The following is a 15271-nucleotide window of genomic DNA, read 5'->3' on the forward strand; positions in this document are numbered from 1 at the left end:
GACGGTCGAATGAAAAAATTTGTCGTTTTTCAATTGGAGCGTGAACAATATGCGATACCGGTTGAGCTTGTCATTTCCATTGAAAAAATGATGGCTCCAACAATCGTTCCGCAAATGCCAGATTATATGGTCGGAGTCATTCGCATTCGCGGCGAGTTGGTGCCGGTGCTTGATACGCGAAAACTGTTGTACGGTCGTCCTTTTGAAGAAACGGGTAGGACGCGTCTTGTTGTCACCAAGGCCGAAGATATTTCCGTTGCGTTTATTGTCGATGAGGCGAAAGAGATTCTCGATATTCCGGAAGAAGCAGTAAAGCAAGTGAATATGCTTGCGTACGAGCAAACACCATATCTTGTCGGGATCGCCAGCTTGCCGGAGCGGTTGATTACATTAATTGACCCAAACCGATTATTTGCCCATTTGGAAGGGACGAAAGCGATTAAGGAGCATATTTATAGTGCGGCTTTTTCCTTAGAAACGGAGAGAGTCTAATGAATCATGATTTTCAAACCATTGTCCAATTTCTTGTAAAAAAAATAAATCCTTATGTCATCTATCTTTTCGGTTCTGAAGCGCAACAACAAGCGCGGCAAGATAGCGATATTGATCTTGCTTTTTTAAGCGAACGAACATTAAGCCATTACGAACGGTTTATGATTGCCGGGGAGCTTGCGGCAATCTTGAATTGTGACGTTGACTTAGTTGATTTGAAAGAAGCAACGACCGTTTTTCAAGCGCAAGTTGTTGGGAAGGGGAAAGTGCTGTATTGTGCCGATGATGATAAAAAGCACAATTTGAGATGAAAGTGTTCAAGGAATATGCGAAATTAAACGAAGAGCGGGCAGAAATTCTCGAGCGGATTCGCAAAAGGGGAGCGGTGTATGAATAATGATGTCATCCTCAACAAAATTAGCGTTATTGAGCGCTGCATCAAAAGAATAAACGAAGAATATGATAACAATCCGAAAAATTTACAAAACTATACAAAACAAGACTCCATTATTTTGAATATACAACGGGCATGTGAGGCAAGCATCGATATCGCTATGCATATTGTGGCAGAAAAAAAATTAGGCATTCCACAAACAAGCCGTGACGCGTTCGAATTGCTTTACAAAAATCATATCATTACTGAATCGGTTATGAAGAAAATGAAAGCAATGGTCGGTTTTCGCAATATTGCGGTCCATGATTATCAGGAAATTAATTTGCAGATCGTTCAAATGATTGTCGAAAAACATCTTGATGATTTTCGGGAGTATGTGAAGCAAGTGCTGGCACAAGAAGGCACGGAATAACGAGGAGAGGCTGCTGTACGCGGCCTTTTTGTTTTTGATGCATTTAGGATTTTTGCCCAGACATTTTTGTATTCCACACATATCCTAGAAAAAGGAAGGAACGATTTCATTCGTTTCCTAATTGTTATCACGTGGAATATCAAAGGAGGAATCTTAAATGGACGACAGACAATTTGGAATGTATCCGACTGGTGGATACTACCCGCATCATCATTACCCGCATCATCATTACCCGTATTATCATTATCCGCATTATCCTTCCTATCCGTATTACCATCATTACTACCATCACTTTCCGCACTATCCGCACTATCCATACGGCCATCAATACGGCGGATATTAAGATGATCTTACAGAGTCCTGGTTTTAGGACTCTTTTTTTATTATGAAGAAACATCGTGTTGCGTTACGTCTGCGGCAAGCTTTTCTAAATTGCTCTAAATGTAATTCAAAACTTGATATGGTAAAATGAACTGTGGTATGTTCTTTCATGAACAAAATAAAAAGTTTATAGAAAGGAACGTTTGACGATGGCAAAACAACAAATTGGCGTCATTGGATTAGCAGTAATGGGAAAAAACCTTGCGCTAAATATTGAAAGCAAGGGATATTCAGTTGCCGTGTATAATCGTTCCCGTGAAAAGACGGACGAATTTTTAAAGGAAGCGCAAGGAAAAAATATTGTTGGTACATACAGCATTGAAGAATTTGTCAATGCACTTGAAAAACCGCGGAAAATTTTGTTAATGGTGAAAGCGGGCGCACCGACGGACGCAACCATTGAACAATTAAAACCATATCTAGAAAAAGGTGATATTTTAATCGATGGCGGCAATACGTATTTCAAAGATACACAGCGCCGCAACAAAGAATTGGCTGAACTTGGCATTCACTTTATCGGCACGGGTGTTTCGGGCGGCGAAGAAGGCGCGTTAAAAGGTCCATCCATCATGCCTGGTGGCCAAAAAGAAGCGCATGAACTTGTTCGCCCGATTTTCGAAGCGATTGCGGCGAAAGTAGATGGCGAGCCGTGCACGACGTACATCGGTCCGGACGGTGCGGGACATTATGTGAAAATGGTTCATAACGGCATTGAATACGGCGATATGCAGCTTATTGCCGAAGCGTACTTCTTGTTAAAGCATGTGCTCGGCTTAAACGCCCAAGAGCTGCATGAAGTGTTTGCCGAGTGGAATAAAGGTGAATTAAATAGCTATTTAATCGAAATTACGGCAGATATTTTTACAAAGATCGATGAGGAAACGGGCAAGCCGCTTGTCGATGTTATTTTAGATAAAGCCGGTCAAAAAGGAACGGGAAAATGGACAAGCCAAAATGCGCTTGACCTAGGAGTGCCGCTTCCAATCATCACGGAATCAGTGTTTGCCCGCTTTATTTCGGCGATGAAAGACGAACGGGTGAAAGCGAGCAAACTTCTTTCTGGTCCTGCGGTCAAACCGTTTGAAGGCGATCGTGCCCGCTTTATCGAAGCGGTGCGCCGTGCGCTGTACATGAGCAAAATTTGTTCGTATGCCCAAGGTTTTGCGCAAATGAAAGCGGCGTCTGATGAATATAACTGGAATTTGCAGTACGGCAATATTGCGATGATTTTCCGCGGCGGCTGCATCATTCGCGCGCAATTTTTGCAAAAAATTAAAGACGCATACGATCGCGATCCACAGTTGCCAAACTTATTGTTAGACCCGTATTTCAAAGAAATTGTGGAAAATTATCAAGAAGCGCTGCGTGAAATCATTGCAATCGCTGTTATGCGTGGCATTCCAGTTCCGGCATTCTCAAGCGCGTTAGCATATTATGACAGCTACCGGATGGAAACATTGCCGGCGAACTTAATTCAAGCACAGCGCGACTACTTTGGCGCGCACACATATGAACGTGTAGACAAAGAAGGAGTTTTCCATACAGAGTGGTTGAAGAAGTAAAAAAATTCCCCTTATTGCCTCGCAATAAGGGGAATTTTTTTATTGCATGTTTTCAAATAAAATAACACGCGCCGGCGCGGCGTCCGTGCCGACAAGTTTAAGCGGTGCTGCGACCATAAAGTATGAGCCTTCTGGAACGTCTTTTAACCGCAGCCCTTCGATCACGATCACACCTGCGGAAAATAACGTTTTATGCGTCGGATGCCCCGGCTGGCTTCGTTCAATGCCTAGGGCGTCGATGCCGACACCACGAACTTTTTTATCGGCAAGATACCGGGCCGCATCTTCAGCAACATAAATAAATTCAAAATTAAAGGCATCTTCTAGCGAGTTTTTCGTTTTAAACAATACAAAATCATTTTCATGAATATCTAATGAAGCGATATCCTCTTTCGAAATTTTATCGCTCACATGCGTAAGATCGAATAGTTTGCATGTGCCAACAAGGCGGTCGAGAGAAATCGTTTCAAACGTTTCGCCGCCTTTGACCATATGAAGCGGCGCATCGATATGGGTCCCGGTATGTACATCCATGTCAATACGGGATTCCGTGACGTAATCATTTGTCACGCTCGTTAGTTTCGGTTGCTTTTCCGGTTTATTTTTATAGACAGGCATTCCTTCAAAAATTGGTGCGGTCACGTCATAAAATTTCATCGTTTCATTAGCTCCCTTCGTTATTGTTTAGGGTGGCAAATCGGCCACCAATGGAATCCATCTTTTTGCAGTAATTCATCTGAAGCTTTCGGTCCCATCGATCCGGCTTCATAGTTTGGAAAATCGATAGCTTTTGTATTTTCCCATACTTCGGAAATAGGGTCGACAAACTGCCATGAAGCGGCTACTTCATCCCAATGCGTAAAGTTTGTCGCATCACCGCGCATGCAGTCATATAACAATTTTTCATACGCTTCTGGCGTGTTAATGCCATCGATGCAGTTGTTGCAGTAGTCTAATTTAATTGGTGTTGTTTTCATATATTCGCCGCTTTTTTTACCGTTTAAATGAAGGGTGATGCCTTCATCCGGCTGAATATGAATAATCAATAAGTTTGGCTGGATTTTTTCATTTGTCCGATAATACAAGTTCATTGGCACATCTTTAAATTGGACCACAATTTTTGTTGATTTTTCTGTCATGCGTTTGCCTGTGCGAATATAAAACGGCACGCCGGCCCAACGGAAATTATCGATCATCAACTTTCCAGCTACAAACGTTTCTGTATTGGAGTTTGGATCGACGTTATTTTCCTCACGGTAGCTTACGACTTCTTTTCCGTTGACGATTCCTCTGCCGTATTGTCCTCGTACAAAGTATTGGTCTACTTCCTCGTGAGAAATTGGCCGAAGCGCGCGAAGCACTTTTATTTTTTCGTTGCGGATGTCATCGGTTGTCAGTTTAATCGGCGGTTCCATCGCCAAGAGCGCGACCATCTGAAGCATGTGATTTTGCACCATATCGCGAAGCGCTCCGGAATGGTCGTAATAGCGTCCGCGGTCCTCGACACCAAGCGTTTCACTTGACGTAATTTGAATGTTAGAAATAAACCGGTTGTTCCAAAGCGGTTCAAAAATTGCGTTCGAAAAACGGATTACTTCGATGTTTTGCACCATTTCCTTGCCAAGATAATGGTCGATGCGGTAAATTTCATTTTCCGAAAACGATTGACGAATTTCTTCATTTAGTTGTTGTGCGCTTTGAAGGTCATGACCGAACGGTTTTTCAATGACGAGCCGCTTCCAGCCGTTTGTCGCGGTAAGACCTTCCGATTTTAAGCGGGACGTAATCGTGCCAAAAAATTCTGGCGCCATCGCTAAATAAAAAATGCGGTTTCCATCAACATGATATATTTCATCTAACTGTTGAAGCAATGACTTTAATTGCTGGTAAGAAGCCGTATCGGTTACATCGAATGGATGATAATAAAAATGAGATACGAAGCGCTGATCGCTTAATTCTTGATTAAGCGCATTTTCCACTGATTGACGGACATAGTTGCGAAACTCATCATTGGATAACGGTCGTCGTGCGACACCGACAACGGCAAATTCTTCGGACAGTTTTCCTTTTTCATATAATCGGTAAATAGAAGGAAATAACTTGCGTTTTGCTAAGTCACCAGTTGCACCAAAAATCACAATTAATGATTTCGGATCCATGTTGTTCACGATATGTACCTCGCTTTAGCCAAATTTGTCTCTTCAAGTAATTAATTGTAGAGATTTATGGCGATGAACGCAAACATTTTATGTTTTTGTAAAAGAGTGTTGAAATAAGACACGAAACATTGATACGCTAACAACAGACAAAAGTTGCTTTACATAAGGAGTGGGTGCGTTGGAATTATTGTTTTTAGGTACAGGAGCTGGAGTACCGGCAAAGGAAAGAAACGTATCATCGATTGCGCTGCAGCTATTAGAAGAACGCGGGGCAACGTGGTTATTTGATTGCGGAGAGGCGACACAACATCAAATTTTACATACGTCCATTCGTCCGAGACGAATTGAAAATATTTTTATCACCCATCTTCACGGTGATCATATTTTCGGGTTGCCGGGATTGCTTGGCAGCCGCTCTTTTCAAGGCGGTGATACACCGTTAACCATATATGGCCCGAAAGGAATTCAAGCGTTTATCGAAATATCGCTTTCCGTTAGTTACACACGTTTGAAATACGACCTGCAAGTTGTCGAAATCGAGGAAGGAACGATTTTTGAGGACGAACGATTTTTAGTGATTGCCAAGCAGCTCGATCACGGCATCCCTTCCTATGGCTTTCGGGTTGTGGAAAAAGATTTGCCTGGCACACTTTTAGTAGATAAATTGAAGGTGCTCGGCATTCGTCCTGGTCCTATTTATCAACAAATTAAGCTAGGGAAAACGGTGCAGTTAGACGACGGTACGGTCATTGACGGGCGCGATTTTGTCGGTCCTCCACAAAAAGGGAGAATTGTCACGATTCTTGGCGATACACGCTATTGCGAAGCGAGCGTGGAACTGGCGAAAGAAGCAGATGTGCTCGTTCACGAAGCAACGTTTGCGGCAGAGGATAGCGCTTTAGCCTATGATTATTTTCATTCTACCGCTGTCCAAGCGGCGGAAGTGGCGAAACTCGCTGGAGTAAAGAGACTGATTTTAACTCATATTAGTTCCCGCTATCAAGGAGTGTTAAGTGAAGAGCTGCTAGAACAGGCAAGAAAGTTGTTTCCGAATACGGAGTTGGCATCCGATTTTTCTTCCTTTATCATTCCGCGAAAAAAATAAAGCTGCCGGAAAATCGGCAGCTTTAGAAACGCCATCCCCGCTCATATTGTACTGGGGCGGAAATCGCAGTTCCCAACTCTTTTGCGGCGGCGTATGGCCAATATGGGTTGCGTAACAGTTCGCGCGCAAGAAATACTAAATCGGCCCGGCCGTTTCTTAAAATTTCTTCCGCTTGCAGACCGGAAGTAATGAGACCGACTGCGCCAGTTGCAATATTCGCTTCGCGGCGAATCGTTTCCGCAAACGGAACTTGGTAGCCCGGATACACACGGATCTTTGCAGGAACCACTGCTCCAGAGCTTACGTCAATAAGGTCGACTCCTTGTTCTTTCATGCGTTTTGCATATGGAACATAATCTTTGACCGTCAAGCCTTCCGGGTGGTAATCAGAAGCGGAAATGCGCACAAAGAGCGGTCCGTCCCATACTTCTCTTACGGCATCGATAATTTCTCCTAAAAAGCGGTAGCGGTTTTCTGGTGAACCGCCGTACTCGTCTTGCCGCCTGTTCGACAGCGGCGACAAAAATTCGTTAATCAAATAGCCGTGCGCACCGTGAATTTCGATGATATCAAAACCGGCTTCTTTGGCGCGGCGCGCCCCATTTTGGAACGCTTGAATCGTTTCTTCGATATCTGCTTTCGTCATTTCTTTCGGGGTGCGTGTTTTTTCACTGAATGGAATTGCCGAAGGAGCGATAATTTCTCCATCTACTTCCGATTTGCGCCCGGCATGGGCAAGCTGGATGCCGATTTTGGCCCCATGTTCTTTGACGAGCGAGACTAATTCACGCAATCCATCTACATGCTCATCGCTCCAGATTCCTAAGTCGCGTGACGAAATTCTTCCTTGAGCAGCAACGGCAGTCGCTTCCACGATAATAAGACCGACTTGGCCGACAGCACGTGTCGGATAATGAATTTTATGCCAATTTCGTACTTTTCCATCTTCTGTATCGCAAGAATACATACACATAGGAGACATAACAATCCGGTTTTTGATAGTAACCCCGCGTATCGTATACGGTGAAAAAAGCATCGTTTCCATTGGCCGTTTTCCCCCCAAGCATGCGTTTTCAATTTAAATGATAGCACGTTTATTATGAAGAAAAACGATGTGTTTGCAAAAGAGGAATTCACTTGCAATATTAGCGAGATGGAGCGGAGCTCGAAAAAAGGAAGAAATAAGCGTTTTCCTAATTCTTCAGATCGCTCCGTTGCCCGTTTGATACATGCAACAACCGCTTCTTGGTATCGGTAACGCTCCAGCACTTGAATGCCAGCTTCGGTCGTTCCGCCCGGACTAGTTACTTCTTTGCGCAAGATAGAAGGATGTTTGTTGTTGTTGCAACATTTGTGCCGCGCCGATAATCGTTTGTAAAATCAATTCTTTTGCGACAGTGCGGTCAAGTCCGATTTCTTCCGCCGCCTTTTCCATTGCTTCCACTAAATAATAGACATAGGCAGGTCCGCTTCCGGAAAGTGCGGTAACGGCGTGCAAATCATGTTCAGGAACGACCGTGACAATGCCCACAGTCTCAAACAAAGTTTTTGCCACAGCTAAATGCGCTTCGCTGGCAAAACGACCTTGGGAGATGGCGGTAGCTGACTGACCGATCGTTGCTGATGTATTTGGCATGGCACGAATCACGGCAACATTTTTCCAATTAGTGAAACGATGGTTTCCGTTGTAACACCAGCCAGCACGGAAATGATCAGCTGATGTACATCAATCATCGGAGCAATGGAAGTGATGCCTTCTACCGCATCTTTCGGCTTCATCGCTAAAATGACAATATCCGCTTCTTTTACCGCTTTTCCTTTATTTGTTTCGATCCGGACTCCGTATGTTTTTTTCATATATTCAAGACGCTTTTGATCGCAGCGATTTGTCACAATAATTTGCTCAGGCCGGTACAACGTTTTTGTCATTCCAGAAATAAGCGCTTCTGCCATCGCGCCGGCACCAATAAACGTAATTGTCGTTTCTCGTTTCACGGCGAATTCCTCCTTTTGATCAAATAAAAAAGACCTTGCATCCTAAAAAGGACGGAAGGTCTTGTTTCCGCGGTACCACCTTTTTTGACTCTTTTGCCGACAAACGGCCAAAAAAGAGTCCACCTCTTCACCGATAACGCCGGTTGAGCGTTTAGGTTTTCCTAACAGCTCATGGGGTAGGTTCAACCATGAAGAGGGTAATGAAACCTTCCAGCCTATGGGTTTCACTCTCTGGATACCATTCATGGTTTACTGGCCCCACTCATTGCCCGTTTGCAATGTTTAATTTTGTTTGCAATTATGCAATGAAAACAGGTGTGTTGTCAATAGGAAAAGATAATTTTTTTGTGAATTATTCGAAAAAAATGACAAACCGATAAAATCGGTGTAAACTGTTAAATATCATTATTGTCGATTTATTTTATAAATATATCATTAGAAGGGGATCGTCGATGATGAATGAACATATTTATCGCATCGTCGTGCCGACGCCGTTTCCGGTTGGAAATGTAAACATGTACTTGATTAAAGGAGATAGCTTGACTCTGATTGATGCCGGTGTGAAAACAGAAGAGGCGTGGCGCTCGTTTCAACAGCAGCTTCGTCAAATTGGATATGCTCCTTCCGACATTGATCAAGTTGTCATTACCCATCACCATCCTGACCATGTCGGCTTGCTCGATTATTTACCAGATACAATTCCGGTCATTGGCCATCAGAAAGCAGATCGCTGGCTTCGCCAGGACGAAACATTTTTTCAACAACATCAACGATTTTTTGAACAGTTTTTGTTAGAGTGTGGCGTGGATCGTTCGTTTCTCGCAGAACTTCCAAATTTACGGGGCTCGCTCCGCTATGCATGTCATCGTCCGCTTACCGCTGCGGTCAAAGAAGGTGATTCGCTGCCGGGCTTGCCGCATTGGAAAGTAATTGAAACACCGGGACATGCCCAAAGCCATGTTGTGTTTTACCGCGAAACGGACGGTGTGATGATTGGGGGATCATTTGCTTTTGCATATTTCTCCAAATCCGTTGATGGAGCCGCCTTTTCCAGGGAGACGGAGCGCCCGAAACCATTAGTACAGTATAATGCTTCATTGCTTAAAATGCGTGATTATGATATTTCTTTTGTAATGACTGGACACGGAGAAGATGTGACTGACGTATCGGAGTTGATTGAAAAACGGCTTCGCAAACAACGGGAGCGCGCCGAGCAAGTGCTCGATATGCTCAAGCAAAGACCGCATACGGTATTTGAAGTTTGCCAAAAGCTATTTCCTACTGTATATCAACAAGAGTTTATATTAACGATGTCTGAAACGATTGGGCAGCTTGATTACTTAGAAGAGAACGGCGCAGTGAGAAAGACAAAAGTAAATGATTATTACATTTATGAAGCGATGGAGGGATCTATTTGCGGATAGAAGGCAAACATATCGTCATTACTGGAGCGTCAAGCGGCATCGGTGAACAGATCGCCTATGAAGCGGCACGCCAAAAGGCGCTGCCGGTGTTGCTTGCCAGAAATGAAGAAAAGTTGAAAGCGGTGGCAAGACAAATTGAACATACATATGGCATTTCGCCACGTTATTATCGGTTGGATGTGAGTGATACAGATGCGGTAGAAACGGTGTTTCAACAATTATTTCGTGATGTCCAAACGGTTGATGTATTAGTAAATAACGCAGGTTTTGGCGTGTTTCGCAATGTGGAAGACATCGATCTAAAGGAAATGAAAGACATGTTTGCTGTAAATGTGTTTGGTTTAATCGCTTGTACAAAAATTGTATATTTACATATGCAAAAAAGGCGGAGCGGCCATATTATTAATATTGCTTCACAAGCAGGAAAATTGGCAACTCCAAAATCGAGCGTATACGCAGCTACCAAACATGCGGTTCTTGGGTTTACGGACAGCTTGCGGATGGAAGCGGAACAGTACGGGATTTTTGTTACTGCTGTCAATCCGGGACCGATTCGGACGAATTTTTTTCATGTAGCCGACCAATCGGGAGAATATGTAAAAAATGTGGAACGATGGATGCTCTCGCCGGAAAAAGTAGCAAAACAGGTCGTTTCGATTATGATGACGCCGACAAGGGAAGTAAATATGCCACGCTGGATGAATATTGGCAGTCAACTCCATCGCTTATTTCCGTCGATTGTCGAGAAAGTGGGAAAACGCGCATTCTTCAAAAAATAACACTCCTTGCCAAGACAAGGAGTGTTATTTCGTTATATATTCGTAAATGACGTCATTGACAATTTCGTACATATCCATTTCTTCATCGTTTATTTTTGCAGATAAAATTTTTTCGCGCAACTGTCTCCATTCCGAATCGTTAAGCGGAAACGATTCCGTGTCATATCCGTATTGCAGCAAGCAATTGCGAACAAGTTTTGCCAGCCATTTTTCATCCATGGCGTCACTTCCGATCATTGCGATTCAGACGGAGTGGCACGGACAACAGAGTGGAATTTTCCTTTATGCGTGCCGTCGCAAAATGGCTTATTGTTGGACAGGCCGCATCGGCAAAGCGAAAACGTCTGCTTTGTCACAAATTTATTTCCTTCCGCGTCAATGAGCTCCACATCGCCAGTGACGCGGTAGGAACCGTTATCGTTGACTTTAATTTGCACTTTTGCCATCATCCATTCCTCCTTTTTATTTTTGACAGCAACTTGCCTATGTAGGTAAAATAGGAGCTGAAACAAGAGGAAAAGGAGCATCGTGTAGCGTGAATATTTCTTTTACAGATAAAGCAATCAAACAGCTTACTCCTATTTTAACGGAAACAGGGCGAATGTTAAAGCTGAAATATGATACAGATGGATGTGGATGCCTTGTAAGCGGTGTTATTTCGTTATGGTTAGTCGATCAAGCCGATGATGACGATATCGTTGTCGAGACGAATTTCGTTCCCGTTCTTTTGGAAAAGTCCCGTCTCGTCTTTTATGACGATACGATGGCGATTGACGTTGTCGAAGGGACGAGCAGTTTTTGCTGAAAAGCCCTGGACAAATTTTAAGTCCACGCATGCCGCTTGTAGAAGTGAGTGAGCAACATGAAAGATAAGCTGAAACAAATCGCCAATGTAGCGAAGCAAAAAACTTGGGTATCATTTTTGCATGAAAACGATCCATACAGTTTGCTGCATTGGTCGATTGCCGGTGTATATCATGAGCCAAAAGACGTCTGGCTTTTGCAGAATGAAATGACGTTTGAGACAAAAGAATTTGCCACACTAGATGAAGCAATAGCGTGGATGGATGAGCATATGCCTAATATTACGGAAATCTTATAAAACCGTAACCCACTTCGGTTACGGTTTTATCATTCATTTTGTTTGCGCCTTCCGCTTTTCGTTATTGCGGGGTGTTTTGGCGTTTTGTTGGATGGATCGCTTTTTCTAATTCTTCTTTTGCGATTGTTTGTTTTACGGTATCAGCAGTTGGTTTTCCTTTTTGCGCTCTGTTTTTTGCCATTTCGTTTAACTCCTTTTCTTGAAAGTGTTTGTTTTTATCATGGAAGAATGAACAACGTTTTATACATTGGAGGGATAGGTGTGAACAAGAAACAAAAAAATCGAGCAGACGAATTGCTTACGCTGAAGGATCGTTTAAATGAGGAATTGTTCGCTAAGCTGAAGGAGAAAAAACGGGAATTGGAACAACAAGAACAGCGACGAAAAGAGGAAGAAGAAGCACGGAGACGAGAGGAACAGCGCAAACGCGAACAACAAAAAACATTTGAAGAGTTGCTGAATGAGAGCAATTTGGATTGGCGGAATTTTAAGTAAATCGTTGAATGGAGATATCCTGTTTTATGGGAGAGCGGAGAAATCCGCATACAAAGCGTGATTTTTCTTGCGGCGAATTTTCGGATGCCAATCACGCTGTTTGTTCGCTGTCGGATGTGTATTTGCGGAAAGAGAAAGTTCTCTTTCCGCATCATTGTAAGTATCCTATCGATGCATTTCGTATACGGAAGATTTCGTATGCTGACGGAGCCATTCATATTCTTCCTCTGTTAAGCGTGGGGCGGAAGCGGCGTTTATGTTTTCGATGAGCTGCTCAACGCTGCTCGCTCCTGGAATGACGGCGGCGACAACCGGGTCATATAGGCAAAACTGCAGCGCCGTTGCGGTGAATGAACGTTTTTGCGCTGTTTTCGCTTTTAACTTTGGAAGCAGCGTCTGCAATTCCTCATATGTATAATCAAGATAACCGTTTTTCTTGACGGAATCGCTCGCCGCCTCCAGCGGCCGCTCTGTGAGCAATCCTTTCGCAACAGGCCCGCGGGCGATGACGCTGATGTTGTGTTCGCGCAAAAGCGGAAACCACTCTTCTGGTCGGCGGTCAAGCAGGCTGTATTGCATCATGACGCTGACGATATTGGAACGTTTTACATATTCACGAATAACGTTTGGGCGAATGGAAGAAATGCCGTAATAGCGGATCACTCCTTCTTGTTTTAATTCCTCGAACGCTTCAATCGTTTCGTCGATCGGGTCATCGATCGTACCGCCGTGAAGCTGATATAAGTCAATGTAATTCGTTTGCAGACGGCGCAAGCTTTCTTTTACTTCCGATTTAATGTATTTTTTGGACGGATCCCAAAACCAGCCGTCTTTTCCGTCTTCCCAGCGGTTGCCCACTTTTGTTGCAAGGATGACTTGATCGCGTTTTCCTTTGATTGCTTTTCCGACAAATTCTTCATTTAGTCCACGGTCATAAAGGTCGGCCGTGTCTAAATAGTTAATGCCCCGTTCTAACGCCTCATGAATAATGCGAATCGCTTTTTTTTCGTCCGTGCCAAGCGACATGCAGCCGAGCCCGATTTCGCTGACATATAAATCCGATAAGCCGATGCGACGCTTTTGCATGATGCGGATCCTCCTTTAATTAAAATAATCATTTTTTTCATTGTACACCCGAAAGTAAAACTTGCTCAAATGATGTAGTACAATAAGTTGGGAAAGATATTATTAGATGGGAGAGAAGAACATGGACCATTTAGTGGAAAAAACGATTCGCAAAGAAAAAATATTTAGCGGCAAAGTAGTTCAATTGTATGTGGAAGACGTACAGCTGCCAAATGGGAAAACGAGCAAACGGGAAGTTATTAAACATCCAGGAGCGGTGGCCATTATCCCAATTACAAAGGAAGGAAAACTAGTGCTCGTTCGCCAATACCGAAAAGCACTGGAACGGGTATTAGTAGAAATTCCGGCGGGCAAGTTAGAAAAAGGGGAGGAGCCGCTTGCCACAGCACAGCGTGAATTAGAAGAGGAAACAGGCTACCGTTCTCATTCGCTGCGCCATATCGTGTCATTTTATACATCGCCGGGATTTGCCGATGAGCTGATTCACTTATATATGGCGGAAGGGCTAACGAAAGTGGAAAACGCCGCGTCGCTCGATGAAGACGAATTTGTCGACATATTGGAAGTGACGTTAGAGGAGGCGCTGGAAATGCTTGAAAAACGCGAGATTTATGATGCCAAAACAGCATATGCGCTGCAATATTTACAATTGCGTCGTGTCCTAGGAGAAGAAAATGCATAACTATTATGTTGATTTACATATCCATATCGGCCGCACCGCTTCTGGCCGGCCGGTAAAAATCACAGGTGCAAAAACGTTAACGCTCACAAACATTTTACACGAGGCAGCGCATGTAAAAGGATTAAATATGGTCGGCATCATTGACTGCCATGTTTCGGAAGTGCTCGATGAAGTGGAACGGGGAGTAGAAGCGAAAGGATGGAAAGAACACGATGATGGCGGTGTTGCGGTTGGTTCTGTCACGTTATTGTTAGGAAGTGAACTCGAAGTATATGACGAACATTGTCAAGGACCTATTCATGTGCTTGCGTTTTTGCCGACGATCAGTGCAATGCGTACGTTTTCTGTATGGCTAAAAGAGCGAGTGAGAAATATTTCTCTCAGCTCGCAGCGGATCTACGGAACAGGGCGTGAGTTGCAAGCGATTGTTAAACGGTTGGGCGGTTTGTTCGTTCCGGCTCATGCGTTTACTCCGTTTAAAAGCTTGTATGGCAAAGGAGTGAAAAAAAGCTTAACCGAAGTGTTTGACCCTGATGGCATTGACGCGGTAGAACTAGGGTTAAGTGCGGATACCGAGATGGCTGACCAAATCGCCGAGCTGCATCGTTATCCATACCTTTCCAATTCGGATGCCCATTCGCTGCGAAAGCTGGCGCGTGAATATCAAGTGATCCGCATGAAGGCTCCGACGTTTGCCGAATTGAAAAAAGCGTTGCGAAAGCAAGAGGAAAGAACCATTGTCGCTAACTACGGCTTAAATCCGAAACTAGGGAAGTATCATCAGACGACATGCGAACGATGTTTCAAGCCGATGGATCCTCGTGAAAAATATTGCCCGGATTGCGGACATCACCGGCAAATAAAAGGGGTATTTGACCGCCTTAAGGAGCTAAAAACGGGCGGCGTTCCTCCCAAACGCCCACCGTATATTTATCAAGTGCCGCTTGAGTTTATTCCAGGGCTTGGACCGAAAACATACGAAAAATTGCTCGCCCGTTTCGGTACAGAAATGTACGTACTCCACCAAGCGACAGAAGAAGAACTAAAACAGAGCATAGGGGAAAAACTGGCAAAACTCATTATTCTCGCACGCAGAGGAGAGCTTTCGATCCAAGCAGGGGGCGGCGGAAAATACGGCAAAATCGCTTCGGAATAGAAGCGATTTTTTTGTATTTATGGAGGTTATCTTCTCTTTCTTTTCTT

General features: G+C 43.9%; 17 protein-coding genes, 3 pseudogenes and 1 other annotated feature. Of the genes and pseudogenes, 13 read left to right on the forward strand and 7 right to left on the reverse strand.

All coding sequences use genetic code 11. The features are described 5' to 3' along the window. Nucleotides 1–9: 9 nt before the first annotated feature. The 5 genes and pseudogenes from NXM86_RS05295 (at nt 10) to gnd (ending at nt 3241) form a co-directional block, all read left to right on the forward strand. Nucleotides 10–492 (forward strand): chemotaxis protein CheW, encoded by a 483-nt coding sequence (locus NXM86_RS05295; RefSeq protein WP_015864409.1) that lies wholly within the window; start codon nt 10–12, stop codon nt 490–492. After that, a pseudogene (gene mntA, locus NXM86_RS05300) lies at nt 492–889 on the forward strand (type VII toxin-antitoxin system MntA family adenylyltransferase antitoxin). The gene NXM86_RS05295 and the pseudogene mntA overlap by 1 nt, the downstream one beginning before the upstream one ends. Continuing rightward, on the forward strand, nt 882–1298 hold the full coding sequence (hepT, locus tag NXM86_RS05305) for a type VII toxin-antitoxin system HepT family RNase toxin (protein ID WP_498958703.1): 417 nt from the start codon (nt 882–884) through the stop codon (nt 1296–1298). The pseudogene mntA and the gene hepT overlap by 8 nt, the downstream one beginning before the upstream one ends. 157 nt (nt 1299–1455) lie before the next feature. Further along, nucleotides 1456–1641: a hypothetical protein gene (locus tag NXM86_RS05310; RefSeq protein ID WP_498958704.1), complete on the forward strand. Its 186-nt coding sequence runs from the start codon at nt 1456–1458 to the stop codon at nt 1639–1641. Nucleotides 1642–1828: 187 nt separating this feature from the next. Continuing rightward, nucleotides 1829–3241, forward strand: coding sequence for an NADP-dependent phosphogluconate dehydrogenase (gene gnd / locus NXM86_RS05315; RefSeq protein WP_062752842.1), 1413 nt, complete (start codon nt 1829–1831; stop codon nt 3239–3241). 39 nt (nt 3242–3280) lie between these two features. Here gnd and NXM86_RS05320 read toward each other — a convergent pair whose 3' ends face one another. Together NXM86_RS05320 and zwf are read right to left on the reverse strand one after the other, a co-directional pair. Further along, nucleotides 3281–3898, reverse strand: coding sequence for a cyclase family protein (locus tag NXM86_RS05320; protein ID WP_015864405.1), 618 nt, complete (start codon nt 3896–3898; stop codon nt 3281–3283). Between the two features lie 20 nt (nt 3899–3918). Then, entirely contained in the window at nt 3919–5400 is a 1482-nt protein-coding gene (gene zwf / locus NXM86_RS05325) for a glucose-6-phosphate dehydrogenase (protein WP_216368217.1), read from the reverse strand. Nucleotides 5401–5578: 178 nt separating this feature from the next. Here zwf and rnz point away from each other — a divergent pair, with 178 nt between their 5' ends. Continuing rightward, nucleotides 5579–6505 (forward strand): ribonuclease Z, encoded by a 927-nt coding sequence (gene rnz / locus NXM86_RS05330; protein ID WP_498958705.1) that lies wholly within the window; start codon nt 5579–5581, stop codon nt 6503–6505. Between the two features lie 22 nt (nt 6506–6527). On the opposite strand, the gene namA is transcribed toward rnz, so the two are convergent. Continuing rightward, on the reverse strand, nt 6528–7550 hold the full coding sequence (namA, locus tag NXM86_RS05335) for an NADPH dehydrogenase NamA (protein WP_498958706.1): 1023 nt from the start codon (nt 7548–7550) through the stop codon (nt 6528–6530). A 122-nt stretch (nt 7551–7672) separates the two neighbouring features. Continuing rightward, a pseudogene (gene proI / locus NXM86_RS05340) lies at nt 7673–8500 on the reverse strand (pyrroline-5-carboxylate reductase ProI); the annotation flags it as partial. Nucleotides 8501–8544: 44 nt separating this feature from the next. Then, nucleotides 8545–8775, reverse strand: a binding site (T-box leader). A gap of 177 nt (nt 8776–8952) precedes the next feature. Between proI and NXM86_RS05345 the strand changes: the two are divergent. Next, the gene (locus NXM86_RS05345; protein ID WP_498958707.1) at nt 8953–9924 is read left to right on the forward strand and encodes an MBL fold metallo-hydrolase; all 972 of its coding nucleotides are present in this window, start codon (nt 8953–8955) and stop codon (nt 9922–9924) included. Continuing rightward, complete coding sequence (locus NXM86_RS05350; protein ID WP_498958708.1) at nt 9915–10703, forward strand: SDR family NAD(P)-dependent oxidoreductase; 789 nt, start codon at nt 9915–9917, stop codon at nt 10701–10703. The genes NXM86_RS05345 and NXM86_RS05350 overlap by 10 nt, the downstream gene beginning before the upstream one ends. 24 nt (nt 10704–10727) lie before the next feature. Here the strand turns inward: NXM86_RS05350 and NXM86_RS05355 are convergent, their stop codons facing one another. Together NXM86_RS05355 and NXM86_RS05360 are read right to left on the reverse strand one after the other, a co-directional pair. Further along, nucleotides 10728–10922 (reverse strand): YqzH family protein, encoded by a 195-nt coding sequence (locus tag NXM86_RS05355; protein WP_090948525.1) that lies wholly within the window; start codon nt 10920–10922, stop codon nt 10728–10730. A gap of 14 nt (nt 10923–10936) precedes the next feature. Then, nucleotides 10937–11149, reverse strand: coding sequence for a CDGSH iron-sulfur domain-containing protein (locus NXM86_RS05360; RefSeq protein WP_498958999.1), 213 nt, complete (start codon nt 11147–11149; stop codon nt 10937–10939). A gap of 89 nt (nt 11150–11238) precedes the next feature. Here NXM86_RS05360 and NXM86_RS05365 point away from each other — a divergent pair. From NXM86_RS05365 to NXM86_RS05375, 3 genes and pseudogenes are all read left to right on the forward strand, one after another. Beyond that, nucleotides 11239–11576: pseudogene (locus NXM86_RS05365) on the forward strand (iron-sulfur cluster biosynthesis family protein). Continuing rightward, on the forward strand, nt 11566–11805 hold the full coding sequence (locus NXM86_RS05370; RefSeq protein ID WP_015864395.1) for a YqkC family protein: 240 nt from the start codon (nt 11566–11568) through the stop codon (nt 11803–11805). The pseudogene NXM86_RS05365 and the gene NXM86_RS05370 overlap by 11 nt, the downstream one beginning before the upstream one ends. A gap of 261 nt (nt 11806–12066) precedes the next feature. After that, complete coding sequence (locus NXM86_RS05375) at nt 12067–12300, forward strand: YqkE family protein (protein ID WP_062678565.1); 234 nt, start codon at nt 12067–12069, stop codon at nt 12298–12300. A 165-nt stretch (nt 12301–12465) separates the two neighbouring features. On the opposite strand, the gene NXM86_RS05380 is transcribed toward NXM86_RS05375, so the two are convergent. Further along, complete coding sequence (locus NXM86_RS05380) at nt 12466–13386, reverse strand: aldo/keto reductase (RefSeq protein ID WP_498958709.1); 921 nt, start codon at nt 13384–13386, stop codon at nt 12466–12468. A gap of 121 nt (nt 13387–13507) precedes the next feature. Between NXM86_RS05380 and NXM86_RS05385 the strand changes: the two genes are divergently transcribed. Both NXM86_RS05385 and NXM86_RS05390 read left to right on the forward strand, forming a co-directional pair. Beyond that, nucleotides 13508–14068: an NUDIX domain-containing protein gene (locus NXM86_RS05385; RefSeq protein WP_498958710.1), complete on the forward strand. Its 561-nt coding sequence runs from the start codon at nt 13508–13510 to the stop codon at nt 14066–14068. Beyond that, nucleotides 14061–15224 carry an endonuclease Q family protein gene (locus NXM86_RS05390; RefSeq protein WP_498958712.1) on the forward strand — a complete coding sequence of 388 codons (1164 nt, stop codon included), beginning with the start codon at nt 14061–14063 and terminating at the stop codon, nt 15222–15224. The genes NXM86_RS05385 and NXM86_RS05390 overlap by 8 nt, the downstream gene beginning before the upstream one ends. Nucleotides 15225–15271 lie beyond the last annotated feature (47 nt).

This window comes from Geobacillus sp. CX412 (genome assembly GCF_027942335.1).
Classification (GTDB): Bacteria; Bacillota; Bacilli; order Bacillales; family Anoxybacillaceae; genus Parageobacillus_B; species Parageobacillus_B toebii.

Coding starts and splice junctions, on each gene's coding strand:
- NXM86_RS05295 (WP_015864409.1), top strand. CDS start 10: ATGAAAAAATTTGTCGTTTTTCAATTGGAGCGTGAACAATATGCGATA.
- hepT (WP_498958703.1), top strand. CDS start 882: ATGAATAATGATGTCATCCTCAACAAAATTAGCGTTATTGAGCGCTGC.
- NXM86_RS05310 (WP_498958704.1), top strand. CDS start 1,456: ATGGACGACAGACAATTTGGAATGTATCCGACTGGTGGATACTACCCG.
- gnd (WP_062752842.1), top strand. CDS start 1,829: ATGGCAAAACAACAAATTGGCGTCATTGGATTAGCAGTAATGGGAAAA.
- NXM86_RS05320 (WP_015864405.1), bottom strand. CDS start 3,898: ATGAAATTTTATGACGTGACCGCACCAATTTTTGAAGGAATGCCTGTC.
- zwf (WP_216368217.1), bottom strand. CDS start 5,400: ATGGATCCGAAATCATTAATTGTGATTTTTGGTGCAACTGGTGACTTA.
- namA (WP_498958706.1), bottom strand. CDS start 7,550: ATGGAAACGATGCTTTTTTCACCGTATACGATACGCGGGGTTACTATC.
- NXM86_RS05345 (WP_498958707.1), top strand. CDS start 8,953: ATGATGAATGAACATATTTATCGCATCGTCGTGCCGACGCCGTTTCCG.
- NXM86_RS05355 (WP_090948525.1), bottom strand. CDS start 10,922: ATGGATGAAAAATGGCTGGCAAAACTTGTTCGCAATTGCTTGCTGCAA.
- NXM86_RS05360 (WP_498958999.1), bottom strand. CDS start 11,149: ATGGCAAAAGTGCAAATTAAAGTCAACGATAACGGTTCCTACCGCGTC.
- NXM86_RS05370 (WP_015864395.1), top strand. CDS start 11,566: ATGAAAGATAAGCTGAAACAAATCGCCAATGTAGCGAAGCAAAAAACT.
- NXM86_RS05380 (WP_498958709.1), bottom strand. CDS start 13,386: ATGCAAAAGCGTCGCATCGGCTTATCGGATTTATATGTCAGCGAAATC.
- NXM86_RS05385 (WP_498958710.1), top strand. CDS start 13,508: ATGGACCATTTAGTGGAAAAAACGATTCGCAAAGAAAAAATATTTAGC.
- NXM86_RS05390 (WP_498958712.1), top strand. CDS start 14,061: ATGCATAACTATTATGTTGATTTACATATCCATATCGGCCGCACCGCT.